The organism is Robbsia betulipollinis, assembly GCF_026624755.1.
GTDB lineage: Bacteria > Pseudomonadota > Gammaproteobacteria > Burkholderiales > Burkholderiaceae > Robbsia > Robbsia betulipollinis.
The window spans coordinates 74,185-101,060 of record NZ_JAPMXC010000003.1 but is presented as its reverse complement, the minus strand read 5'-3'; the positions used below and the strand labels follow the sequence as shown (position 1 = coordinate 101,060).

12 protein-coding genes are annotated in these 26,876 nt (G+C 65.9%); all 12 read right to left on the bottom strand.

Translation table 11 applies throughout. The features are described from left to right. Window positions 1-55 precede the first annotated feature (55 nt). The 12 genes from tuf to rpoB all read right to left on the bottom strand — a co-directional run bounded on the left by tuf (window position 56) and on the right by rpoB (window position 26,873). Window positions 56-1,246: an elongation factor Tu gene (tuf, locus tag OVY01_RS13760; RefSeq protein ID WP_267848174.1), complete on the bottom strand. Its 1,191-nt coding sequence runs from the start codon at window positions 1,244-1,246 to the stop codon at window positions 56-58. 79 nt (window positions 1,247-1,325) lie between these two features. Then, window positions 1,326-3,428 carry an elongation factor G gene (gene fusA / locus OVY01_RS13755; protein ID WP_267848173.1) on the bottom strand — a complete coding sequence of 701 codons (2,103 nt, stop codon included), beginning with the start codon at window positions 3,426-3,428 and terminating at the stop codon, window positions 1,326-1,328. Window positions 3,429-3,567: 139 nt separating this feature from the next. Next, window positions 3,568-4,038, bottom strand: coding sequence for a 30S ribosomal protein S7 (gene rpsG, locus OVY01_RS13750; protein ID WP_267848172.1), 471 nt, complete (start codon window positions 4,036-4,038; stop codon window positions 3,568-3,570). 209 nt (window positions 4,039-4,247) lie between these two features. Then, window positions 4,248-4,625: a 30S ribosomal protein S12 gene (gene rpsL / locus OVY01_RS13745; RefSeq protein WP_267848171.1), complete on the bottom strand. Its 378-nt coding sequence runs from the start codon at window positions 4,623-4,625 to the stop codon at window positions 4,248-4,250. Between the two features lie 110 nt (window positions 4,626-4,735). Then, window positions 4,736-8,608, bottom strand: coding sequence for a hypothetical protein (locus tag OVY01_RS13740; protein ID WP_267848170.1), 3,873 nt, complete (start codon window positions 8,606-8,608; stop codon window positions 4,736-4,738). 400 nt (window positions 8,609-9,008) lie between these two features. Then, window positions 9,009-13,175, bottom strand: a complete 4,167-nt coding sequence (locus OVY01_RS23160) for a PipA/GogA/GtgA family type III secretion system effector (RefSeq protein ID WP_267848169.1) — start codon at window positions 13,173-13,175, stop codon at window positions 9,009-9,011. Between the two features lie 300 nt (window positions 13,176-13,475). Beyond that, the gene (gene recQ, locus OVY01_RS13730) at window positions 13,476-15,323 is read right to left on the bottom strand and encodes a DNA helicase RecQ (RefSeq protein WP_267848168.1); all 1,848 of its coding nucleotides are present in this window, start codon (window positions 15,321-15,323) and stop codon (window positions 13,476-13,478) included. Between the two features lie 226 nt (window positions 15,324-15,549). Further along, on the bottom strand, window positions 15,550-16,473 hold the full coding sequence (locus OVY01_RS13725; protein WP_267848167.1) for a cation diffusion facilitator family transporter: 924 nt from the start codon (window positions 16,471-16,473) through the stop codon (window positions 15,550-15,552). Window positions 16,474-16,600: 127 nt separating this feature from the next. Next, window positions 16,601-17,152 carry a hypothetical protein gene (locus OVY01_RS13720; protein ID WP_267848166.1) on the bottom strand — a complete coding sequence of 184 codons (552 nt, stop codon included), beginning with the start codon at window positions 17,150-17,152 and terminating at the stop codon, window positions 16,601-16,603. Between the two features lie 223 nt (window positions 17,153-17,375). Then, entirely contained in the window at window positions 17,376-18,200 is an 825-nt protein-coding gene (locus OVY01_RS13715) for a helix-turn-helix transcriptional regulator (protein WP_267848165.1), read from the bottom strand. A gap of 307 nt (window positions 18,201-18,507) precedes the next feature. Beyond that, window positions 18,508-22,746 (bottom strand): DNA-directed RNA polymerase subunit beta', encoded by a 4,239-nt coding sequence (rpoC, locus tag OVY01_RS13710; RefSeq protein WP_267848164.1) that lies wholly within the window; start codon window positions 22,744-22,746, stop codon window positions 18,508-18,510. Window positions 22,747-22,766: 20 nt separating this feature from the next. After that, on the bottom strand, window positions 22,767-26,873 hold the full coding sequence (gene rpoB, locus OVY01_RS13705) for a DNA-directed RNA polymerase subunit beta (RefSeq protein ID WP_267848163.1): 4,107 nt from the start codon (window positions 26,871-26,873) through the stop codon (window positions 22,767-22,769). Window positions 26,874-26,876 lie beyond the last annotated feature (3 nt).

The following is a 26,876-nucleotide window of genomic DNA, read 5'->3' as shown; positions in this document are numbered from 1 at the left end:
CGACGACGCACGCGACACCCCGGCGACACGGCCCGACCTGCGCGGCCGAAACTACTCAGGCGACGATCTTCGCGACCACGCCGGCGCCGACCGTACGGCCACCTTCGCGGATCGCGAAGCGCAGACCTTCTTCCATCGCGATCGGGTTGATCAGCTTCACCGAGATCGACACGTTGTCGCCCGGCATGACCATTTCCTTGCCTTCCGGCAAAGCGATCGAACCCGTCACGTCCGTCGTGCGGAAGTAGAACTGCGGACGGTAGTTGTTGAAGAACGGCGTGTGACGGCCGCCCTCATCCTTGCTCAGCACGTACACTTCGGCCGTGAAATCCGTGTGCGGCTTGATCGAACCCGGCTTCGACAGCACCTGGCCACGCTCCACGTCNTCGCGCTTCGTACCGCGCACCAGCACGCCGACGTTGTCGCCTGCCTGACCCTGGTCCAGCAGCTTGCGGAACATTTCCACGCCCGTGACGATCGTCTTCACCGTCGGCTTGATGCCCACGATCTCGACTTCCTCACCGACCTTGATGATGCCGCGCTCGACGCGACCCGTCACCACCGTGCCNCGACCCGAGATCGAGAACACGTCTTCGATCGGCAGCAGGAACGCGCCGTCCACCGCACGCTCCGGCGTCGGGATGTACGTGTCCAGTGCCTCGGCCAGCTTCAGGATCGCCTGCTCGCCCAGCTCGCCCTTGTCGCCTTCCAGGGCCAGCTTCGCCGAACCCTTGATGATCGGCGTGTCGCTGCCCGGGAATTCGTACTTTTCCAGCAGCTCGACCACTTCCATCTCGACCAGTTCGAGCAGCTCGGCGTCGTCCACCATGTCGCACTTGTTCAGGAAGACGATGATGTACGGCACGCCGACCTGACGGGCCAGCAGGATGTGCTCGCGCGTTTGCGGCATCGGGCCGTCGGCGGCCGAACACACCAGGATCGCGCCGTCCATCTGCGCGGCGCCCGTGATCATGTTCTTCACATAGTCGGCGTGGCCCGGGCAATCGACGTGCGCGTAGTGCCGTGCCGCCGTTTCGTATTCCACGTGCGCGGTGTTGATCGTGATGCCGCGTGCCTTTTCTTCCGGCGCCGCGTCGATGTCCGCATAGCCCTTCGCTTCGCCGCCGAACTTCGCCGACAACACCGTTGCGATTGCCGCGGTCAGCGTGGTCTTGCCATGGTCGACGTGACCGATGGTGCCGACGTTCACGTGCGGCTTGTTACGTTCAAACTTGCCTTTAGCCATGTCTGTCTTCTTTCAATAAATGGTTGAGTCGTGCAACGGAGCGGCGCCGGGTTCCGGCCACGCGCCCCGCCCGGCTGAATTACTTGGACTTCGCGTTCATGATCGCTTCCGCGACATTGCGCGGCGCGTCGGCGTAGTGCTTGAACTCCATCGTGTACGTCGCGCGACCCTGGGTCTGCGAACGCAACGACGTCGAGTAGCCGAACATTTCCGACAGCGGCACTTCCGCCTTCACTTCCTTGCCGCCGCCGACCATGTCGTCCATGCCCTGGACCATGCCGCGACGCGAGGACAGGTCGCCCATCACGTTGCCGGTGAAGTCTTCCGGCGTTTCCACCGTCACGGCCATCATCGGCTCGAGCAGCGTCGGCGTCGCACGGCGCATGCCTTCCTTGAAGGCCATCGAACCGGCCATCCGGAACGCGTTTTCGTTCGAGTCGACGTCGTGGTACGAACCGAAGGTCAGCGTCACCTTCACGTCGACGACCGGGAAGCCCGCCAGGATGCCCGCCTTCAGCGTGTCCTGGATGCCCTTGTCGACCGCCGGAATGTATTCGCGCGGCACGACGCCGCCCTTGATCGCGTCGACGAATTCATACCCCTTGCCCTGCTCCGACGGCTCGACCGTGATGACGACGTGACCGTATTGGCCGCGACCGCCCGACTGCTTCACGAACTTGCCCTCGACGTCCTTCGCCGTGCTGCGGATCGTCTCGCGGTACGCCACCTGCGGCTTGCCGACGGTCGCCTCGACGTTGAACTCGCGCTTCATCCGGTCGACCAGAATTTCCAGGTGCAGCTCGCCCATCCCGGAAATGATCGTCTGACCCGACTCTTCGTCCGAGGCCACGCGGAACGACGGGTCTTCCTGCGCCAGACGGTTCAGCGCGATACCCATCTTTTCCTGGTCGGCCTTGGTCTTCGGCTCGACGGCCTGCGAGATCACCGGCTCCGGGAAAATCATCCGTTCCAGGATGATCACGGCATCCGGATCGCACAGCGTGTCGCCGGTGGTCGCTTCCTTCAAGCCGACCGCCGCGGCGATGTCGCCCGCGAACACTTCCTTGATCTCTTCCCGCTCGTTCGCATGCATCAACAGGATCCGGCCCAGGCGTTCCTTCTTTTCCTTGACCGAGTTGTAGACGGTGTCGCCCGACTTGACCATCCCCGAGTAGACCCGGAAGAAGATCAGCTGGCCGACGAACGGATCGGTCATGATCTTGAAGGCCAGCGACGAGAACTTCTCGTCGTCCGCCGCGCGGCGCTGCGCCGGCTGGTCGTTCTCGAGAATGCCCGTGACCGGCGGCACGTCGATCGGCGACGGCATGTAGTCCAGCACGCCGTCGAGCATCGCCTGCACGCCCTTGTTCTTGAACGCGCTGCCGCACATCATCGGCACGATTTCGCTGGCGATGGTGCGGTTGCGCAGCGCGACGCGGATCTCGTCTTCCGTCAGCGCTTCGCCGCCCAGGTACTTCTCCATCAGCTCTTCGGTCGACTCGGCGGCCGCTTCGACCATCTTCTCGCGCCATTCGTCGGCCTGGTCCTGCAACTCGGCCGGAATGTCCTCGTACGTGAACTTCGTGCCCTGCGACGCGTCGTCCCAGAAGATCGCCTTCATCTTGACCAGATCGATGACGCCCTTGAAGTTTTCTTCGGCGCCGATCGGAATCTGGACCGGAATCGGGTTGGCCTTCAGACGCAGGCGCATCTGGTCGTAGACCTTGAAGAAGTTCGCGCCGGTACGGTCCATCTTGTTGACGAACGCGAGACGGGGCACCTTGTACTTGTTCGCCTGACGCCAGACGGTTTCCGACTGCGGCTGCACGCCGCCCACGGCGCAGTACACCATGCACGCGCCGTCGAGCACGCGCATCGAGCGCTCGACTTCGATCGTGAAGTCGACGTGTCCCGGCGTGTCGATGATGTTGATGCGGTGTTCCGGGTAGTTACCCGCCATGCCCTTCCAGAACGTGGTGGTGGCAGCGGACGTGATCGTGATGCCACGCTCCTGTTCCTGCTCCATCCAGTCCATGGTCGCGGCGCCGTCGTGCACTTCGCCAATCTTGTGATTGACGCCGGTGTAGAACAGGATGCGTTCGGTGGTGGTCGTCTTGCCAGCATCGATGTGAGCGCTGATGCCGATATTGCGGTAGCGCTCGATGGGAGTCTTGCGTGCCACGGTTATCCTCTTTCTCTCTGGGGCGCCCAGAGCGTCGAACGCTCCGTGCAGCCCTAACACAAACGGGCGAGGCGCCTAAACGCTCCCGCCCGGAGTACGCCGAATACCGACTTGCGTCAGCAGAAGGCTCGCAATTGCATCAGAAGCGGAAGTGCGAGAACGCCTTGTTCGCTTCCGCCATGCGGTGCACTTCGTCGCGGCGCTTCATTGCCGCGCCGCGGCCTTCCGAGGCCTCCAGCAGTTCGCCCGCCAGACGCAGCGCCATCGACTTCTCGCTACGCTTCTTCGACGCTTCGCGCACCCAGCGCATGGCCAATGCCATGCGGCGTGACGGACGCACTTCGACCGGCACCTGGTAGTTCGCACCACCGACGCGACGGCTCTTCACTTCCACAACCGGCTTGACGTTGTTCATCGCTGCCGAAAAAACTTCCAGGGGGTCCTTGCCGGCCTTGCCCTGAATCTGCTCGAACGCGCCATAAACGATCCGCTCGGCCACAGCCTTCTTGCCGGACAGCATCAGCACGTTCATGAACTTCGCGACTTCGACATTGCCGAATTTCGGATCCGGCAACACTTCCCGCTTGGGTACTTCACGACGACGTGGCATTTCTTTCCTCTTACCTTTTCAGTTCGGGGCGTTTCTCTGGGCCCCGTGTATCACCCACGCATCGGCTTTCCGATCGGGTGAACACTTACTCAGCAGCACTCGCGACCGTTTTCGAGCATTCGATACCGGTTCGACACTGCAGCGGACTGGCCGTTTCCGGCGAGTTTCCAACGCGCTGGCTCGCGTCCTTTCAGGCGCGTGCCGCGGACTTACGCCTTCTTGCCGCGCTTCGCGCCGTACTTCGAACGCGACTGCTTACGATCCTTGACGCCCTGGGTATCCAGCGAGCCACGAACCATGTGGTAACGCACACCAGGCAAATCCTTGACCCGTCCGCCGCGAATCAGCACGACCGAGTGTTCCTGGAGGTTGTGGCCTTCGCCACCGATGTACGAAATGACTTCGAAGCCATTCGTCAGACGGACCTTCGCCACCTTACGGAGTGCGGAGTTCGGCTTCTTCGGCGTCGTGGTGTACACACGCGTGCACACGCCACGACGCTGGGGGCAGTCCTGCAAGGCCGGGCTCTTGCTCTTCACGACTTCCGAAGAGCGGGCCTTGCGAACCAATTGATTAATGGTTGGCATTGTTCATCCTGCGAGATAAGTGTTTCAGTCGAAGTCCCGGCCGGGCAAGCAGCCGGATTCCATTTTTTCGAAACGGAACTGCGCATTCTATACCGACAGGAGTTGCAAGGTCAAGTGGCGTTGCGCGCCAGCCAGGCGTCCTCGGCCTCCGCGGCACGGCGCGCCTTGCCGAGCGAAGGCCATGGCGCCGCGGCGTCGGCATGCCATTCGGCCGATATGCGTTGCGGCGGGTCCGGGTCGCCGCGGGGCGTCGGCCGCAGCAATGCCATCCCCCGGTTTTCCAGATAGACGCGCAACCCGCGGTTCAGCCGGGAAGCCATGTGCGCCGGAACGTCCCCTGCGGCGGGCGTCACCAGTTCCACTAGGGCGCCCACCAGACGACGGTCCTCTTCCAGCAAGCGCGGCCCCCGTTGCGAGGCGTAGAACAGCCCGGTTTCGTGGAAGACGAGGCGACGTGCCCCGCGGTCGATCGACCAGCCCTGCATGCCTGAAGCGGCGGACGCCGCCGGGGTCACCTCCCGATGCGTCTCCCGATGCGTCTCCCGATGTGCCTCCCAGCGCACTTTCCAGTGCGGCCGCGCGATGTCGCTGCCCTGCCAGCGATTCATGAGAAAACAGAAGAAATCGTCCTCCCGGTACAGCGTGCCGACGATTTCCGTCAAGCGCGCGCCGCGCGCGATCGCATCGGCCAGCGCGTCGCCGCCTGCCACCGACACCTGGAAAAAATGGCGCAGGGATGCGAACAGCGCGGCACGGCGCGGCGGTTTTCCCGCGCCTCCCACCGCCGGCGCGCCGGCATCGATTTCCCGACGCAGCGCCACCACCTGTTCGACCGTGAGCCGGCGTTCGACAGGCGTGCCGAGAATGGTTTCCGTCCCGCCCCATTGCATCCGGCGTCGCAAAAGCGTATCCAGGAACGTGTCTTCCGCCAGGGCCGTCTCCGCGGCTTCCTGGCGCGCGGCATCGATGACGGGATCGGGCAGGCGGGCGTGCCCCGAGGCGAACGCCCCCTTCGCGTGCTGGTACATCACCCGCTCCGGCAATTCCGGCCCCGCCTCGAACAGGATGCGGTCGGTGAAATAGACGACCGCGCCACGATGACCCATGCGTTCCTCGCGGCTTACATCCTCGATGCCCGTGAGGGCATGCACGAACTCGTGCAGCCAGGCCCGTTCGTGCTGAAACGGCGTCAGGCCACGCGCATCGACGTAACGCATCTCCAGCGGCTGCGCCACGGGCGGCAGCACGATGAGACGGTTTTGCAGATCGCATTTCGGCGGGCTGGCGTTCATGAAACGCAGGGTGAATCGCCGCGCGCCGTTCGCGTTGGCATTGAGCGCCGCGCGTAGCAACGCGCGCAGGGTTTGCGAGCGCTCGCACAGCCCCTGCAAGACGGCGTGAACCGTCCGGAAATCATCCTGGATACGCGTGTCCGCGCCGGCGTCGAGTTGCAGCAGATCGCTTACCCGGGGCGCTGTCTCGCTCTTCGCCGCGCCACGGATGTGCTCGATGAAATCGCGCGTCTGGACGAAATCACGCGCCTTCGCCACCGTGGCGCGCTCGAGAAAACCTCCTGCGCCCGGCCCCGACGGCGTCTCGTCGCTGCTTGCGCGCAGCAGCATGCGAAGGGGTTCGCGCAGCGCGAACTGGACGATGCTGCCGTGTGGCGGGCGCGACGCGGACGCTGGTCCATAAAGCGGTTCGGGTTCCCCGGCCCGACTTCGGGGAGCGCGGCGTCGGGTCAGGAAATGTTCCAGCGAAACGGCGCTCGCGGGGCCTCGCTTCGGGGAATTCGCCGACGGACCGGTCCTGGGGAATGGCGACGGCGGCTCGTCGACACGTTCCACTGCGCAGGCATCGACATTCACCCGGACGTTTCCCGCGGGCAGCTCGCCGGGGTGCGCCACATCCAGCAGGTCACCCAGCCCCGACAGCATCGCCAGCGCGCGCGGCTCGTGCGGCGTGAGGCCCACCTCGCTGACGAGACGCGCGGCACGGCGCGCGACGATGCGTTCGGTCGCCCCACCCACCCAGATGAACAGGATGTCGAGCCCGAAGGCGAAGGCGCCACGCAAGGCCTGCTTCGCGTCGCGTTGCCAGAGCCCTTTCCCCAGGGTATAGGCGGAACCGAGCAGCGGGACGAAATCGAGCGCCGTGGCATCGGGCTCCTGGCTTTGCTCGACGAGATGGGGAACGATCAATACCCGCGTCACCGCATGCAGGACGCCGTGGGCCAGTTCGGCACCGTCCGCGCTCGCGGCGCGGCGCCGACGCGGCGCCGCGGGAACGGCGTCGTGCCGACGCCAGGCCGCGTGACGATGCAGACGCTGCCGTTCCCGAAGGCGGGCCTCCCCGATTTCCCGGATGATGCCGAAGACCTCATGCGGCGGCAACGTCTCCCGCACCGGCACGGCGCCGTAGGCCATGACCCCATCCGCCAGATAGGTGCCCAGTGCGGTCGCGCCGGCAGCGCCCGGCGCGACGGCGAGACGCTCGGGAAGCGCTTCGAGCCGCCGGTATTCCCGCGCCGCCTCGCGCAAGGGAAAGGGCGCGCTCGCCAGGCCGGCCGCGTGCACCATCCGGGGCAGGTCGTGCCACAAGGCCAGGTGTCTCTCGGCCAGCCATCGCGATACGAAAGGCCGCATTCGTGGCGTGTCGATCCGGCTCTCGAATTCCTGCCGCACGCGCGCGATCAACTGCGCCTCGAAGGAGCGCGAATCGTCGTGGAGCAGCACGTCTCTCGACTGCGCGAGGTGAAAGGCGGCGGCCAGGTGCGGCGCCACGGGATAACGCGGCGCGGCGTGCCATGCCGTCTCGAGCGCCTGGTAACGCTGCAGCAGTGCCTCGGGGTCGCCGACGTTGTGGACGTCCACGCCATGGAGGGGACCCAGCCGCAGCAAGATGGTCGCCAGGGACTGATGCGGCGTTCCGAAGGGATAGTCGGTGCTTTCCTGCAATACCTTGAAGCGTTTGCGAAGAAGTTCCTCGAGCGCCGCGCGGGCCCGCGCTGCGGGTCGGCAATGGGCCTGCACCGCCCGGGACAGCCGCTCGTGAAGCGCGCCGAGCTGCGCGTCGTCCGGCGCCAGATGGCGAGCCAGAGCCGTCAGATTCATGCCGGCCGCGCCGTGGAGTGCGACGCCATCGAACCACACGCCCCGCGCCGGCGGTGCTCGCCCGGAGATCGTCACGAGGGCCGCGCCCCGCGCCCGCACGCACAGATCGTGACGCAGCTTGCGATCGAATGCCGCGCGTGGGGCGGTGAAATCGGTCAGGGCCGTCAACCCGGGAACCGCGCCGCGCGTCTTCGCATGCAGCAACGCCGCCAGGTCGACCGCGCAATGGTCGAACGGCGCGAGCGGCAGATAGCGCGGACTCAGGTCGGTGGCCAGATCGAGGCCGCACCACCGGTAGGCGTGCCCCAGGAGCTCAACGGGGGAAAATCGTCGTTTCGCGAGCGCGCGCAGATCCAGCCAGTCATCCACGTCGAGCCAGAGTTGGCGGGCGTAAAGGCTTTCAGGATTGTCGAACGTGATGTGGGCGCCCTGCAACAGCGTGCGCGCCCTCGCGACGACATCCTCGCCGGACGCCGCCACGGACCGTTCGACGAGCGCCGCCAGCCGCGTCAGGGTGCGCAACGGCGTGCGCGTCGTCTCCGGCGCGTCACGCCACGCCGCTGCGCGCGCGACGCTCGTGTTGCCGGCACGCCAGGCGGCGATCGACCAGTGCCGGCTCGCCCGCACCTGCTCGATCGCGTCCTGCATCGTGACATTCGCCGCGACGAGCGCGCACGCGAGGCCACGCCCGGTCTTTTCGTTCGCGTCCAGCCCGCCCCAGTCCACATCGATGCAGGCCTGTGCATACGAAAACGCCGATGACGCGGACGAAATCGACAGGCCGCTGCCCAAGGGCGCATCGTTGGCGAAGTAGGGAGCACGCGGAGATTCGAGCGAGACGGGATCCGTGCAGGCAATGTGTTGCAGCAAGGCCAGGCCCAGCGTGAGACGCAGCAGCCCATGCGGCGCCGGTTCCGCTCGCCCGCGCGGGCGAGACGCAGCCGCGACGCAGAAACGGGCGGGGGCAGGACGTCGCAGGCAACGTGCTTGCGGTTTTCCGCCTGGCGGCGGGTGTCGCGCGCGCCGCCGCTGACGCCGCCGCTGACGCGCCGACGCGCCGGGTGGCGCCCGCCAGGAAGGATCCGCCAGTTTCCTCGGCGCGGCATGGAACTCACCAGGGCCGCGCGGTGGCATGCGGTAACGGGAGGCAATGCGTGACATGGGCGAACCTTGCACGGCGAAGCGCCGCAGAGACGTCCTCGTCCAGTGGGCGGCGAACCGTTTCGAGTTGCAATGCCGGCGCCTCACGCGTCGGCCGGACCGGCCTCCGTCAACCGCCTTGCTGCGACGCCAGCAAGGCGTCCTCGGCCTTGGCGGCGCGATAGGCCTTGTTGACGGATTTCCACAACGACGACGCATCGCGGCTCCATTCGGCCGACACGCGTGCGGGCGCCTCCAGCAACCGCTGCGTGTCGCGCAGTGTCTGTAGCACGCGGTTCTCCAGATAGACGCGCAGCCCCCGGTTCAGGCGCTGCTCCGCCTCCAGCACGACGTCCTGTTCCTGCGGCGTCACCAGCTCCACCAACGCCCCTACCAGGCGCCGGTCCGATTCCAGCCTGCGCGGCCCGAGTTCCGATGCGTAGAACACGGGTTCTTCGCACAGCGAGAGCCGACGCTGCGCGCGATCGATGGTCCAGCCGCGGGGCGCCCCGTCCGTCGCCGCGCCGCGCAGCACCTGCCAGTCCGCCCCCCGCATCTGGGTGCGATACCACCGGTTGAAAAGGAACCGGAACGACGCGTCGTGTTCGTACAGCGCCGCCGCCACCTTCACGAATTTCCCGCTGCGCGCGATGGCGCTGGGCAGGTCGTCACCTTCGCCCAGCGCGGTTTGAAACCCGTCGCAAAGCCGCGGATAGATGTCGGGAAAGGGCTGGGAATCCACTGCGTCCACCGAATCCGCGGCATCCGCCGCCCCGTTCTGCGTCGCGATCTGACGGCGCAGCGCGCAGACTTGCCGGACCGTCAGGCGTTGCTCGACCGGCGTGCCGAGAATGGTTTCCGCCGCGCCCCATTTCATCCGGCTGCGCAGCAATTCGTCCAGAAACACGTCCTCGGCAAGCGTCGTCACCGCCGCGTCGCGCCGCCCCGCCTCGATCACCGGATCGAGCTCGCGCCGCAGACCCGACGCGAAGAACGGCTTGGCATGCTGGTACATGACGCGCTCGGGCACCTCCGGCCCCGCCTCGAACAATATCCGGTCGGTGAAATACACGACCGCGCCGCGGTGCGCGACGCGCTCCTGGTCCGCGACATCCTCGATTCCGGTCAGCGCGTGCACCAGTTCGTGCAGCCAGGCCCGCTCGCGCTGGAACGGCGTCGAGCCCCGGGCGTCCACGTAATGCACGTCGAGCGGCGTGTCCACCGGCGGCAGAACGATCAGGCCACGCTGCAAATCGCAGCGCGGCGGCGTGCCGCTCAAGAAGCGTACGACGAATCGCGAGGCCGGGTCTTTCCGCTCTGTCAAGGCGAGACGCAGCAAGGCCCGCAGCGTCTGCGATCCCTTGCCGATGGTCTCCAGGGACTGGCATACCCGCTGGAAATCCCGCACCGCCGTGTCGCTCGCGCCCTCGGCGAGGCGCAGCAAAGCGCTCAGATCGGGCATCGGGCCGCCACCCGGTTCCGCGCCGATGCGGGCGATGAAGTCACGCGCCTTGATGAAGGCCTGTGCTTTCGCCACCGTTGAGCGGGAAAGAAACAAACCGGACGGCTGCGCGAGATCCCCGTCCTGGCTTCCCTGCCACGGGTGCGTGCCGCGCACCGCATCGCCCAGGCGCGAAACGCGGATGCGCAACGGTGTCAGCGAACGCGCCCGGGGGACACGGGACTCCCGACTCAGCGAATTCCGGGGCGATCGGGAGTCCGCGCGGGATCGCCGGAAAAACGGAAAGCGCGCCTGCTCGCGCACCACGGCCCCGCTATCGGACGACACGTTATCCTCGATGCTGGAAAAACTGGTGTCCCGGCTGGTCAGGGAGGCTTCCCAGGTCAGGGTCGCCAGCGAACGCGTGGGTGCCATCCCCCGCGGCTGGCTGCCGCGTTCCCGTTCGAATGACGCGAACAACTCGAACGACTTCGACTCGCCATGGACGTCGACCACCGGGGCACGCGGCGTCACCGACCGCGCGAGACGCGCGGGATGGGGATCGACCACGACGTTTCCCGCAGGCAGATCGCCAGGGCGCGCGACGTCGAGATGCATGCCCACGTCGGCCAGCATCGCCAGCGCGGCCGGCTCGTGCGGCGCGAGGCCGACCTCGCCGGCCAACCGGGCGACCTGACGGGCCACCATGCGCTCGGTGGCGCCACCCAACCACACGAACAAGGCGTCGAGCCCGAAACCGAAGGCACCCCGCAGTGCCTGCGCGGCGTCACGCTCATGCAAGCCTTTGCCCAGCGTGTAGGCGGAGCCCACGAAAGGCACGAAATCGAGCGCCGTCGCGCCGGGCCGTTGCATCTGATCGGCCATGGTGGAAACGATCAGCATGCGGCTGATGGACTCGCGCAGTTCGTGCACGCCACTATCCGTCGCAGAGGCGTCGGCGACCGCGGACGACTGACGGTACGGCAGCATTCCCAGAGAGCGCGTGACCCGCCGCGCGCGGGCCTGATCCAGCAGCGCGACTTCTCGCTGCCGTGCGGTACCGATCGAATGAATCGCGGCGGCGCGGTCCGCCGGCGCCGTGCACGCCAACCCTTGCGGGATGTCCGTTTCCCTGCATTCCGGCGCCGCACCGTAGGCCAGCAACCGGCCTTGCAAATAGGCCGCGAGCGCACCCGCGCCCGCCTCCCCCGGCACGATCACCAGGCGCTGTCGAGAGAGCAACTGCCGATAGTCGCGCGCGGCCGCGCGCAATACCGCGGGCGCCTTCGGCAGGTCGGCGGACAAGGCCACTGCCGGCAAATCGTGCCACAACGTCAGCCCTTGCGCTTGCAGCCACGCCGTCGCCGCGCTGCCCACGCCGGCGGCTTCGAACGCTGCGCCATGCCGCTGGCGCACAAGCTCCCTGACCTGCGCGTCGACGGACCCGCCATCAAGAATCAGCATCTCGCTCGACCGGGCGAGATGGAAGGCCGCGGCGATATACGGCGCCACCGGATAACGCGGCGCGGCCGCCCAGGCGGTTTCCAGCGCCGCGTACCGCTCGAACAACCGGTCCGGTTCGTCGATATGCGAAGGATCGATTCCGTGCAGCGGACCGAGTCGCAAAAGCACGGTCGCCAGCGACTGATGCGGCGTGCCAAACGGATAATCCGTGCTTTCCGTCACGACCTTCAGCCGGTCGAGAAGGACATCATTCAGTGTCACGTTCGTCAGGGACCGGCAGTGCGCCGGCGCGGCGACATAGGCCTGCGACAGTGCCTCGGTGAGCACGTCGTGGCGCCGCGCCAGATGCGACACCAACTGGTGAAAATCCATGCCCGCCGCGCCCTGCAGGGAAGCGCCGTCGAACCAGATGGGCGTCAATGCCCGCGGCGTGGCGGACGCCGGCAGCAGCGCCCGTCCCCACCAGCGCAGGCACACGTCGCGCTGGAGTTCCGGCTCGAATGCGGCAACCAACCCCGCGAGCCCGCTTACCGATGCCAGCGTCGACGCGCTCCCGGCGATCCGGCCATCGAGCACGGCGGCCAGTTCCACGCCGCATCGATCGAATGGTTCGCGCGACAGGTAGGCTGGCGTCAGGGCATCCGACAGTTTCAAGCCGCACCACCGGTAGGTATGGCCCAGAAGATCGACCGGCGACAGCGCCTGCCGGTGCAGGGCGTCGCGATCCACCCAGTCGTCGGCATCCAGCAGGAGCTGGCGGGCATACAGCGCTTCCACGTCGTCGTGCGCCACGGATCCCTCGGCAAGCAGCGTACCTGCGTGCGCGTCGATTTGCCCGTGCGACGCATCCGGGTTTTCTTCGATGAACATCGCCAGCCCCGTCAGTACGCGCAACGTGTCGCGGGTACGGCTGTCGGCGGCATGCCATGCGTTCGCGCGCGCGGTGCGATTGCGCCCGTCGCGCCAGGCCGAGACGGCCCATTGCCGGCAATCGCGAATCTGCTCGATGGCATGCGTCAGCGCGACGTCCGTCGCGCTCGTGGCGCAGGCCAGCGCGCGTCCGGCCCGTTCATTCTGGGACAGCCGGCGCCAATGCGCATCGCGGCAGAGGTAGGCATGGAGGCCGGCGCCGGGGGCAGCCGTGTCATCGGCCGTGTCATAGGCGGTGTCATGGGCGGTGTCATGGGCGGTGTCATGGGCGGGAGGCGCCGGCGATGCGGTGACAACGCCGGGGGCGGCATGTACGTCGGCGGATCGTAGAACGGCCAGGTACAGGGCGGTGCGCAATAGCCAGTGCGGCCCGCGCGACGTGGGACGAGGGGCGCGCAGGCGCGGTATGCGACGACCGTCGACGTCGACGTCGCGGTCGGAAAAATGCGCCGCGACCGGCACCCCGTCGCCGCTGGCCGGATGGCTGGGGCGATCGGGGCGGCGTCGTGTGTCTCGCGGCCCGGGCGCCCCCGGCCCGCCACAGGTGTTGCGCCAGGACAGGTCCGGCCGCTTTCCCCTGTCCGGACGCGGTGCGCAATACGCGGAAGATACGGCTCGACGGGACGAGGGCGTGACGCGCGGCATGGGCGATCCTTGCGCGGCGGAATGCCGCTGATTCGCCACTAAAGTGGTCGAGACCGCAGCCGAGTTGCAACGTGCCGGCCGCCTCGACCCGCCGCGCGCGCCTGCGCAGGCCGATCCTCAGCCGTCGGCGCCCACCAACGCCACCAGTTCGTCCCCGAAGCGTTCGAGCTTGCGCGCGCCGATGCCGGGAATCTCCTTGAGCGCGCTGATCGAATCGGGCGCCCGGGACGCGATCTCCGCCAGCGTGGCATCGTGAAAGATCACATAGGCGGGCACGCCGTCGGTCTTCGCGGTCGCGCCGCGCCAGGCGCGCAGCCGTTCCCAGCACGCGCGTTCGCGCGGATTCATCGCCGCGCTGCGGTCGGCGGCCGCCGCAGTGCGGCCCTCGGCGCTGCGCTGCCGCTGGCGCTTCACGTAGCGGCGCAACGTGACCTGCGTCTGGCCTTTCAGGACGGCCCGGCTGCCCTCGGTCAGGATCAGCGAACCATGGCCTTCGTGGTCCACCGCGAGCAGGCCGTAGGCGACCAGTTGCCGGAACACCGCGCGCCACTCGGGCTCCGACATCGCGCTGCCGATGCCGAACGTCGACAGTTGCTGATGACCGCGTTCGACGACCCGCTCGGTCGAGATGCCGCGCAGGATGTCGATCAGATGGCCGGCGCCGTAACGGATGCCGCCCGCCTGCGCGGCCCGATAGACGCAGGACAACGCCATCTGCGCCTCGCGCGTGCCGTCCCAGGTGGCGGGCGGCTCCAGGCAGTTGTCGCAATTGCCGCAGGGCGTGCTGCGTTCGCCGAAGTAGGCGAGCAACTGCACACGCCGGCACGTCGCGGCCTCGCACAGCCCCAGCAACGCGTCGAGCTTGCCGGTGGAGATGCGCTTGTGTGCGTCGTCGGCGGGCGATTCGTCGATCATCCGGCGCTGCTGCACGACGTCGGCGAGCCCATACGCCATCCACGCGTTCGCCGGCATGCCGTCGCGCCCGGCGCGCCCGGTTTCCTGGTAATAGCCCTCGACGCTCTTGGGCAGGTCGAGATGGGCGACGAAACGCACGTCGGGCTTGTCGATGCCCATGCCGAACGCGATCGTCGCGACCATCACGACGCCCTCCTCGCGCTTGAAGATCTCCTGGTGCCGCTGGCGGGTGGCGGCGTCCATCCCGCCGTGGTACGGCAAGGCGCGCAGGCCCTTCTCGACCAGCCAGTCGGCGGTCTCCTCGACCTTGCGGCGCGACAGGCAGTAGATCACGCCGGCGTCGCACTCCTTGCCGCGCACGTGCTCGCCGCGGATGAAATCGTAAAGCTGCGTGCGCGCGTTGTCCTTCTCGACGATGCGGTAGCGGATGTTCGGGCGATCGAAGCTGGAGATGAAGACCCGCGCGTCGTCGAGCGCCAGGCGCTGGATGATCTCGCCGCGCGTGAGCTCGTCGGCGGTGGCGGTCAGCGCGATGCGCGGCACGTTCGGGAAGCGCTCGTGCAATACCGAGAGCTGGATGTACTCGGGTCGGAAATCGTGCCCCCACTGGGATACGCAGTGCGCCTCGTCGATCGCGAACAGACCGACGCGCGAGCGCCCCAGCAACTCCTGGAAGCGCGCGGTCATGAGCCGCTCGGGCGCGACGTACAGCATGTCGATCTCGCCGTTCTCGAACGCGCGCTCCGTGGCGAAGGTCTGTTTCGCGTCGAGCGTCGAGTTCAGGCACGCTGCGCGCACGCCCAGCTCGGTCATCGCCGCAACCTGGTCCTGCATCAGCGCGATCAGCGGCGAGACGATGATGCCCGCGCCGAAGCCGGCCTCGGCGCGCACCAGCGAGGGAATCTGGTAACACAGCGACTTGCCGCCGCCCGTGGGCATCAGGACCAGACAATCCCCGCCCGCCGCGACATGTTCGACGATCTCGGCTTGCGGACCGCGAAAGGCGGGATAGCCAAAGGTTTCGTTGAGGATGGCGAGGCAGCGGGACATGATTTCCTTGACGGCGCGGCAAGGCGCGCCGGATGTGCGGGCGGACGGCGAGCGAGTTCGCGGAGAACCCGCGTAGCGCGCATTTTACTCCGCCTGGACATTCCCGGTCAGGGTCCGACGCAGGGTCTGGCCATCCGGCTTAGGCTTGCACGACAGCGACAGCCCGGCGGCGGTGGCACGGCAGCAAGCACGACGGCATGCACGCATGCACGCATGCACGACGACATTACGTCCAGCTCGGCTTGGCGGTAAAGGAAATCGACAGCCACTGATCGAGCCGGATCGCCGGGCCGAGTTCGTCGGCGATCTCCTGCCGGATGGCGTCATAGCGCGCGATCCCGGCCAGAAAATCCGGCGGCACCAGGATATGGATCTCGACCAGATGCATCCGGCCGCTTTTCGCGACATAGCTCTTGAAACCCACCAGGCCGTACCGTTCGACCACTGCCGACACGACCTGTCGCACGTGCCGATGCAGCGCCTCGGGAGCGATCAGGAACACATCGCGCATCGCACCCGCCACGATGCGCACCGGCATCGGCAACAGACCCAGCGCCAGCAGCAGCAGGACGAGTGAATCGGCATAGGGCCGCAACTGCGGCCAGCCCCACTGTTCGACGAGCGCCGCCAGCGCGAAGCCAAAGAACAGTGCGATGGTGATGCACCCCGACATCATGAAACTCTGCATGTCGATGCGGATCAGCGCCGAATCGAGCCGCCGGTTCGCGTGGCGCTGATACAGGTACAGCGCCACGCACACCGCGCAGACCAGCACCGAGTAAATGGCGGCGCCGTCGAGCGAGACCTCGCCACCCCCGCCCGTCAACAGTCCACGGATGCCGTTGACGATCGCGTACACGCACAGCACCAGCAGGATCGAACCGTTGAAGGCGGCGACCAGCGGTTCCAGGTGCCAGTAGCCATATTGAAAACGGCGGCTGCCCTCGCGCGCCAGCAGCCGCGCGACGAACAGCGACAGCACCGTCATCGACGCGTCGATGACCGCGAACACGCCGTCGAAGATGATGGCCTGCGAACCGACCGCCAACCCCAGGACGATGCCGAGCGCCGCCATGCCGAAGGTGGCCCAGATCGATACGAGCAGTACCTGGGGTTCGGTGGGGGTGTTGAAATAGGAAGGATTGCGCATGATTTCGTTTCCGCTCGTATTCCTGAGCATATTCTCCAGCACCCATACTATCGCAGTCGGCCGGGGAACACGACCGGCGTCGCCCGTCCGACCACGGTGCGTGCGCGCGCCTCCCAAGCAGGGACCCTTACCGGCCGTACCGCGCACCGGAGCGCGCGCGCCCCGCCGGTTGATCGACAGCGCCGTTGGCGTAGACGGTGCTCAGCCACAGGCCCGTATCCTTGCTTGAGGAGCCGCCGGGCTGGGTTCGCGTGACGATCTCCACCTTCTTCAGCTTCCTGTGCTCCGAGTCATCGCACACGACGAAGATATTGATTTCCCGCGACTCACCTCGCATCCGGGAGGCGTCCGTTCCGGCGATGCCGGCAATGACAAGCCATAAGTCACCTTTCATGGGAGCAAAGCGGGCAAGGGCGGCAGCGTCGATGTTCACGGTCTGAATCACCGAGTTGAAATGGGACATGCTGGTGCTGGAATACACACGGGGATCCACTCTCGCCGCCTGATCCTTCCGGTATTTCAGATAGGTCGCCACCTCGCCCGCCGCGATGCGACTGCTTTCCGTGGCGCCTCCTTTGGCCAGTTCTCGCCCATTGCCGTGTCCGAACAAAGCCAATGAGGCCCGTTTATGCCACGGCAACGCCAAGCGGAATTTGTCGTTCGACATATATTGCGGCATCGTCGCTACTCCCATGAAATGGATGCGTCCCATGGCGTCGCGCCATGGGGAAATCGGTTTGTCCCGGTCCTGGCGCGCCCGCGATTCGAACGCCTCGACGCGCTCGCGACGCCCAAGCACCAAGCACCAAGCACCAAGCACCGAGCACGAGATGAGTACCCTCGCGCGAGCGATCGTTCCGTGCCGCGTGCCCGGCGGGCGGTGGACGCGGCGTCGTTCGTCCTCAGGCGGGCACGAGGCCGCTGCGTTGCGCGACCAGCGTCGCCTGGGTGCGATTGCTGACATCCAGGACCTGAAACACGGCGGAGACGTGCGCTTTCACGGTCTTTTCGCTGGTATGCAGATGTTCCGCGATCGTGCTGTTGCGCCAGCCCTGCGCCAGCAGTCCGAGCACCTCCATCTGGCGCGGCGTGAGACGCTGCGGACCGAATGGACCGCGTGCGGGCAGGACGCCTCCGCGCGGCGCCGCCGTACCGGCGATCGTACCCACCGAAGCGCCAGTCGATTCCCCGTCCGGCGCGCCAGCCGCAGCACTCACCACCGCGTCGGAAAGCACGGCGGATGCCGTATCCCCTGGCAACGGGGCCACCGGCGCGACCGCGGCGGCCGTCGTCGGTCCGGTCGCGACGCCCGGCACCGCGGCCAGATCGGGGCGAAGGCGGCGGATGGCCGCGACGAGGCTCGCGATACGGCTTCCCGAGCGTCCCGCCGCAGGCTCGACCCCGCTGGGCGCGACGCGCGCCGCGCCGCCGGCATGCGCGGCGCCCGGCCGGCGCGCCAGCGTCGCATCGGCCATCACGATCCGCAGATGGGGGGCGTACCAGCACAGCCGCTTCGCCAACAGATCGCCGGGAATGTCGGGCAACGCATCGGAGATCACCGCGATGTCGACCGGTTGCCCGGGCACCGTGACCAGTCGTAGCGCCTCGGCGCCGGTGCTGCTGCCCAGCAGCGTCACGTTCGGAAAATGCTGCTGGAAAACGGCCATCAGTGCATCGAGCAGCAAGGGGGGATCGATGATCACTGCGAGAGTCGGATTACGGTTCATCGTCGGGCATCCAGGATCGGCCGCGTAGGGCGGCAACAGCACGGGCGGCGCGCGCGTCGCGAAAAGATGGCGGCACGCACGGTCACGGCGCGAGCCACAGCGGGTCGCGTTCGTGTGTAACGCCGTGCTGGGAGGGGTTCCCGGGACAGGCGCCGCGCCTGCGCGCGAAACAGGCGGTGCGCCAATGCGCCCTTCCAAAAAAAAACCGCCAGCAAGTCACCTTGCCGGCGGTTTTTTTCGACCAGCCGGCGGTTGCCGCCGGCTGCGTTTCGATGATGCTTATGCCATCTGCTTACTCGACCTATGCTTACTCGACCTGGGACCCGCTCGGCACCACGTCCGTTTCCGGAATCGAGAAGTCAAAGTTGTCTTCCGCCGCGATCTGGTCGTGACGCTCGCGATCGGCCGCTTCCTTGGCCTTGCGCGCCTTGTGGAACGCCAGACCCGTACCCGCCGGAATCAGACGACCCACGATCACGTTTTCCTTCAGGCCGCGCAGATCGTCGCGCTTGCCCATGATCGCCGCTTCGGTCAACACGCGCGTCGTTTCCTGGAACGATGCCGCCGAGATGAACGAATCCGTCGACAGCGACGCCTTCGTGATACCCAGCAACACGTTGTCCCAGACGGCCGGGCGCTTGTCGTCCGCCACCATGCGGTCATTCTCGTCGTACAGGTCCGAACGCTCGACCTGCTCGCCCGGGATGAAACGGGTGTCGCCGGCATCGGTGATCTGCACGCGGCGCAGCATCTGACGAACGATCACTTCAATGTGCTTGTCATTGATCTTCACGCCCTGCAGACGGTACACGTCCTGCACTTCGTCGACGATGTAGCGCGCCAGCGCCTCGATACCCTGCAGACGCAGGATGTCGTGCGGATCGGCCGGGCCGTCGACGACCATCTCACCCTTGTTCAGCACCTGGCCGTCATGCACCAGCACCTGCTTTTCCTTCGCGATCAGGAACTCGTGCGGGTTGCCGTCGAGGTCGGTGATCACCAGACGCTGCTTGCCCTTGGTGTCCTTGCCGAACGACACCGTGCCGGTGACCTCGGCGAGGATGCCGGCATCCTTCGGCGAACGCGCTTCGAACAGTTCCGCCACGCGGGGCAGACCCCCGGTGATGTCACGCGTCTTCTGCGCTTCGGTCGGGATACGCGCCAGCACTTCGCCCACGTGCACCTGCTGACCGTCCTTCACGGTGATCAGCGCGCCCACCTGGAAGCCGATCGTCACCGAGTGATCGGTGTTCGGGATCTTCACTTCCTCGCCGCTCGCATCCAGCAGCTTGACCTGCGGACGCACCGTCTTCGTCGCCTGCGAACCGCGACGCTTCGAGTCGATGGCCACCAGCGTGGACAGGCCCGTCACGTCGTCGATCTGTCTGGCCACCGTCACGCCTTCCTCGACGTTCTCGAACTTCACCGTACCGCCATGCTCGGTGATGATCGGGCGCGTCATCGGATCCCACTGCGCGAGCTGGGTGCCGGCCTTGATCACGGCGCCGTCGAGCTGCAACAGCGTCGCGCCGTACGGCACCTTGTGACGTTCACGCTCACGACCGAGGTCGTCGGTGATCATCGCTTCGCCGGAACGCGAGATGACGATCTGCTCGCCCTTGCCGTTGGTGACGTAACGCATCGTCGCGGTGAAGCGCACGGTACCGTTCGACTTCGCCTCGACCGTCGATGCCACCGCCGCACGCGATGCCGCGCCGCCGATGTGGAAGGTCCGCATCGTCAGCTGCGTGCCCGGCTCGCCGATCGACTGTGCGGCGATCACGCCGACCGCCTCGCCGACGTTCACGCGGTAGCCACGGCCCAGATCGCGGCCATAGCACTTCGCGCACAGACCGTAACGGGTCTCGCAGGTCAACGGCGTGCGCACGCGCACTTCGTCGATGCCCAGACGCTCGATTTCCTCGACCATGTCCTCGTCGAGCAGCGCACCGGTCTCGTACAGCGTTTCCTGCGATTCCGGATCGACGACGTCGGCCACGGTCACGCGGCCGAGAATCCGGTCACGCAACGCCTCGACCACTTCGCCGCCCTCGACCAGCGCCTTCATCGCCACGCCGTTGCTGGTACCGCAGTCGTCCTCGACCACCACCAGATCCTGCGTCACGTCGACCAGACGACGGGTCAGATAACCCGAGTTCGCGGTCTTCAGCGCCGTATCGGCCAGGCCCTTACGCGCGCCGTGGGTCGAGATGAAGTACTGCAGCACGTCCAGGCCTTCGCGGAAGTTCGCCTCGATCGGCGTTTCGATGATCGAGCCGTCCGGCTTGGCCATCAGGCCGCGCATGCCCGCCAACTGACGGATCTGCACCGCCGAACCCCGGGCGCCGGAGTCGGCCATCATGTAGATCGAGTTGAACGATTCCTGCTGCACCGTCTTGCCGTCGCGATCGACGACCGATTCGGTGGCGAGCTGTTCCATCATCGCCTTGCCGACCGCTTCCGACGTCGCCGACCAGATGTCGACCACGTTGTTATAGCGCTCCTGCTGCGTCACCAGACCCGACATGTACTGACGGTCGTATTCCTTGACCTTCTTGCGCGCGTCGCCGACGATCGTTTCCTTCTGCGGCGGCACGAGCATGTCGTCGACGCAGATCGAGATACCGGCACGCGTCGCCAGGCGGAAGCCCGACTGCATCAACTGGTCGGCGAAGATCACCGTCTCGCGCAGACCGCAACGGCGGAAGGCCGTGTTGATCAGGCGCGAGATTTCCTTCTTCTTCAACGGCCGGTTCAGGACCGAGAACGGCAGCCCTGGCGGCAGGATCTCCGACAGGATCGAACGGCCCACGGTCGTCGGATACAGCGTGATCTTCGGCACGAACTTCGGCGCACCCTCGCTCACGTCCTCGTTCGCCACCATTTCGGTGATGCGCACGTTGACGCGCGATGCCAGCTCCACTTCCTTGTTCTCGTACGCGCGAATCGCTTCCGACACGCCGGTGAAGGTCATCCCTTCGCCCTTGCCGTTCACGCGTTCGCGGGTCGCGTAGTACAGACCCAGCACGATATCCTGCGACGGCACGATCGACGGATCGCCGTTGGCCGGGAACAGGATGTTGTTCGACGCCAGCATCAGCGTGCGCGCTTCCATCTGCGCTTCGAGCGACAGCGGCACGTGCACGGCCATCTGGTCGCCGTCGAAGTCGGCGTTGAACGCGGCGCACACCAGCGGATGCAGCTGGATCGCCTTGCCTTCGATCAGCACCGGCTCGAACGCCTGGATGCCCAGACGGTGCAGCGTCGGCGCGCGGTTCAGCATCACCGGGTGTTCGCGGATCACCTCTTCGAGGATGTCCCACACCACCGGCGTCTGGCTTTCGACTTCCTTCTTCGCGGCCTTGATCGTGGTCGCGACGCCCATCAGTTCGAGCTTGTTGAAGATGAAGGGCTTGAACAGCTCGAGCGCCATCAGCTTCGGCAGGCCGCACTGGTGCAGCTTCAGGGTCGGGCCGACGACGATCACCGAACGGCCGGAATAGTCGACGCGCTTACCCAGCAGGTTCTGCCGGAAACGGCCGCCCTTACCCTTGATGCTTTCGGTCAGGGACTTCAGCACGCGCTTGTTCGGGCCCTGCATCGCCTTGCCGCGGCGGCCGTTGTCGAGCAGCGAGTCGACGGCTTCCTGCAGCATCCGCTTTTCGTTGCGGACGATGATTTCCGGTGCCTTCAGCTCGAGCAGACGCTTCAGACGGTTGTTCCGGTTGATCACGCGACGGTACAGGTCGTTCAGGTCCGACGTGGCGAAACGACCGCCGTCTAGCGGCACCAGCGGACGCAGTTCCGGCGGCAGCACCGGCAGCACCTCGAGCACCATCCACTCGGGCTTGATGCCCGAGCGCTGGAATGCTTCGAGGACCTTCAGGCGGCGCGCGAACTTCTTGATCTTGGCTTCCGAACCAGTCGCCTTGAGTTCCGCGCGCAGCACTTCGGCCTGCGCGTCGATATCGATCGAGCGCAGCAGTTCACGCACGCCTTCCGCGCCCATCTCGGCACGGAACTCGTCGCCGAACTCCTCGACCTTCGTGTAATAGTCTTCCTCGGTCATGATCTGGCCGCGCTTGAGCGGCGTCATGCCCGGTTCGATGACCACGAAGGCTTCGAAGTACAGCACGCGTTCGATGTCGCGCAGCGTCATGTCCAGGACCATGCCCAGACGCGACGGCAGCGACTTCAAAAACCAGATGTGCGCGACCGGCGAGGCCAGTTCGATATGGCCCATGCGCTCGCGGCGCACCTTCGCCAGCGTCACTTCGACGCCGCACTTCTCGCAGATCACGCCACGGTGCTTCAGGCGCTTGTACTTGCCGCACAGGCACTCGTAGTCCTTGATCGGCCCGAAGATCTTCGCGCAGAACAGACCGTCGCGCTCCGGCTTGAAGGTACGGTAGTTGATCGTTTCCGGCTTCTTCACTTCGCCGAACGACCAGGACCGGATCTTCTCGGGCGACGCGAGACCAATCTTGATCGCGTCGAATACTTCTTCTTGCTGGACTTGCTTGAATAGATCGAGCAGAGCTTTCATTGCTTCTCTCCGTAGTCCGATTAGTTCCGGTCCAGATCGATGTCGATACCCAACGAGCGGATTTCCTTCACCAGCACGTTGAACGACTCTGGCATGCCGGCATCGATCACATGGTCGCCCTTGACGAGGTTCTCATAGACCTTGGTACGACCCGCGACGTCATCCGACTTCACGGTCAACATTTCCTGCAGCACGTACGATGCGCCGTACGCTTCGAGCGCCCAGACTTCCATTTCCCCGAAGCGCTGACCACCGAACTGCGCCTTGCCACCCAGCGGCTGCTGCGTGACCAGCGAGTACGGTCCGGTCGAACGCGCGTGCATCTTGTCGTCGACCAGGTGATGCAGCTTCAGCATGTGCATGTAGCCGACCGTCACGGTCCGCTCGAACGACTCGCCCGTGCGGCCGTCGTACAGCGTGACCTGCTGCTTCGACGGCGTCATGCCCAGCGTCTTGGCGAGCGCGTCCGGGTAGGCCAGATCCAGCGCGCGGACGATTTCCTCTTCGTTCGCGCCGTCGAACACCGGCGTCGCGTACGGCACGCCCAGCTTCAGGTTCTCGGCGAGTTCGAAGATCTCTTCGTCGTTGAAGCCGTCGAGGTCTTCCTTGTGGCCGTGCTCGTTGTAGATCTTCGTCAGGAACGTGCGCAATTCGGCCGCCTTGGCCTGCGCGCGCACCATTTCGTTGATCCGGTGACCCAGGCCCTTCGCCGCCCAGCCGAGGTGGACTTCGAGGATCTGACCCACGTTCATCCGCGACGGCACGCCGAGCGGATTGAGCACGATGTCGCACGGCGTGCCGTCGGCCATGTAGGGCATGTCCTCGATCGGCACGATCCGCGACACGACACCCTTGTTGCCGTGACGGCCGGCCATCTTGTCGCCCGGCTGCAGGCGGCGCTTGACCGCCAGATACACCTTGACCATCTTCAGCACGCCCGGCGGCAATTCGTCGCCCTGCGTGAGCTTCTTGCGCTTCTCTTCGAAGGCGAGGTCGAACTGGTGACGCTTCTGTTCGATCGATTCCTTGATCGCTTCGAGCTGCACCGCCGACTCGTCTTCCGCCAGACGGATGTCGAACCAGTGGTAGTGATCCAGATCGGCCAGGTACTCCTGCGTCAGGGCGGCGCCCTTCGCCAGCTTCTTCGGGCCGCCATTGGCGACCTTGCCGATCAGCATGCGTTCGAGGCGCTGGAACGCGTCGCCCTCGACGATGCGCAACTGGTCGTTCAGGTCCAGACGATAGCGCTTCAGCTCGTCGTCGATGATCTGCTGGGCGCGCTTGTCGCGCTGGATGCCTTCGCGGGTGAAGACCTGGACGTCGATCACGGTGCCGCTCATGCCCGAGGGCACGCGCAGCGACGTGTCCTTCACGTCCGAGGCCTTCTCGCCGAAGATCGCGCGCAGCAGCTTCTCTTCCGGCGTCAGCTGGGTCTCGCCCTTCGGCGTGACCTTGCCCACCATCACGTCGCCCGCTTCCACTTCCGCGCCGATGTAGACGATGCCCGACTCGTCCAGACGACCCAGCTGGATTTCCGCCAGGTTCGAGATGTCGCGGGTGATTTCTTCCGGTCCGAGCTTCGTGTCGCGCGCGACGACGTTCAACTCCTCGATGTGGATCGAGGTGTAGCGGTCGTCCGCCACGACCTTCTCCGAGATCAGGATCGAATCCTCGAAGTTGTAGCCGTTCCACGGCATGAACGCGACCAGCATGTTCTGGCCGAGGGCCAGTTCGCCGATGTCCGTGGACGCACCGTCGGCGATCACGTCGCCGCGGGCGACCCGGTCGCCGACCTTGACGATCGGACGCTGGTTGATGTTCGTGTTCTGGTTCGAACGCGTGTACTTGATCAGGTTGTAGATGTCGACACCGACTTCACCGGCGACCGCTTCGTCGTCGTTCACCCGGATCACGATCCGGCCCGCGTCGACATAGTCGACGTGACCGCCACGCGTCGCCTGCACGGTGGTGCCCGAGTCGACCGCCACGGTACGCTCGATACCGGTACCGACCAGCGCCTTTTCAGGACGCAAGCAGGGCACGGCCTGACGCTGCATGTTCGAACCCATCAATGCGCGGTTCGCGTCATCGTGTTCGAGGAACGGAATCAGCGAGGCGGCGACCGAGACGATCTGCGACGGCGCGACGTCCATGTACTGGACGCGGTCCGGCGTGGCCATCAGCGTTTCACCCATTTCCCGCGCCGACACCAGTTCGTCGGTCAGCGTGCCGTCCGCTGACACCGAGGCGTTCGCCTGGGCGATCAGATAACGGCCTTCCTCGATCGCCGACAGATAATCGATCTGCTCGGTGACCTTGCCGCTCTCGACCTTGCGGTACGGGGTCTCGAGGAAGCCGTACTCGTTCAGATGCGCGAACAACGCCAGCGAGTTGATCAGGCCGATGTTCGGACCTTCCGGCGTTTCGATCGGGCACACGCGCCCGTAGTGCGTCGGGTGCACGTCGCGCACCTCGAAGCCCGCGCGTTCACGCGTCAAACCGCCCGGACCCAGTGCCGAGACGCGGCGCTTGTGGGTGATTTCCGACAGCGGATTGGTCTGGTCCATGAACTGCGACAGCTGCGACGAACCGAAGAACTCGCGGATCGCCGATGAGATCGGCTTGCTGTTGATCAGGTCGTGCGGCATCAGGTTTTCGCTTTCGGCCTGACCCAGACGCTCCTTGACCGCGCGCTCGACCCGCACCAGACCGGCACGGAACTGGTTCTCGGCGAGTTCGCCGACGCAGCGCACGCGACGGTTGCCGAGGTGATCGATGTCGTCGACCTCGCCCTTGCCGTTGCGCAGTTCCACCAGGATCTTGATGGTCGCGAGGATGTCGTCATCCTGCAGCGTCATCGGGCCGACGATTTCGTCACGGCCCACGCGGCGGTTGAACTTCATGCGGCCGACCTTCGACAGGTCGTACGCATCCTCGCTGTAGAACAGGCGATTGAACAGCGCCTCGACAGCCTCTTCGGTCGGCGGCTCGCCCGGACGCATCATCCGGTAGATCGCGATGCGGGCCGCGGTCTTGTCCGTGGTTTCGTCGATGCGCAGGGTCTGCGAGATGTACGGACCCTGATCCAGATCGTTCGTGTAGATCGTCTGGATGTCCTTGACCGAACCGGCGCGCAGCTTTTCGAGCACGCCTTCGGTCAGTTCCTCGTTCGCGGTTGCGATCACTTCGCCGGTCTCGGCGTCGATCACGTTCTTCGCGAGCACACGGCCGAGGAGGTAGTCTTCCGGCACCGAGATGAACTTGGTCTTCGCGTTTTCGAGATCGCGGATGTGCTTCGCGTTGATGCGCTTTTCCTTCGCGACGACGACGTTGCCGTCACGATCGGAAATGTCGAAGCGCGCCACTTCGCCGCGCAGACGCTCGGCGACGAACTCCACCTGCGCGCCTTCCGGCATCAGCGTGAAGTTGTCGAAGACAAAGAAGTTCGCGAGGATCTGTTCCGGCGTCAGGCCGATGGCCTTCAGCAGGATGGTCACCGGCATCTTGCGGCGGCGGTCGACGCGGAAGTACAGCACATCCTTCGGATCGAATTCGAAGTCGAGCCAGGAGCCACGGTAGGGAATGATCCGCGCCGAGAACAGGAGCTTGCCCGAGCTGTGCGTCTTGCCCTTGTCGTGCTCGAAGAACACGCCCGGCGAACGGTGCAGCTGCGAAACGATGACCCGCTCCGTGCCATTGATCACGAAGGAGCCGTTTTCCGTCATCAGGGGCATTTCGCCCATGTAGACTTCCTGCTCCTTCACTTCCTTGACGACCGGCTTGCTCGGCGATTCCTTGTCCAGAATCACCAGCTGCACGACCGCGCGCAACTGCGAGCAGAACGTCAGGCCGCGCTGCTGGCATTCGGTCACGTCGAAGGCCGGGGGCGACAGCATGTAGCGCACGAATTCCAGACGCGCGAAGCCGTTATGCGAGACGATCGGGAAAACGGAGGTGAACGCCGCCTGCAAGCCCTCGGGCTTGCGGGTGGGCGCAGCGGTTTCCTGCTGCAGGAAGGCGCTGAAGGACTCTAGCTGGGTTGCCAGCAGATAGGGAACCGGGTGAACGTTGGTGCGCTTCGCAAAACTCTTGCGGATGCGCTTTTTCTCGGTGAAGGAATATTGCATACT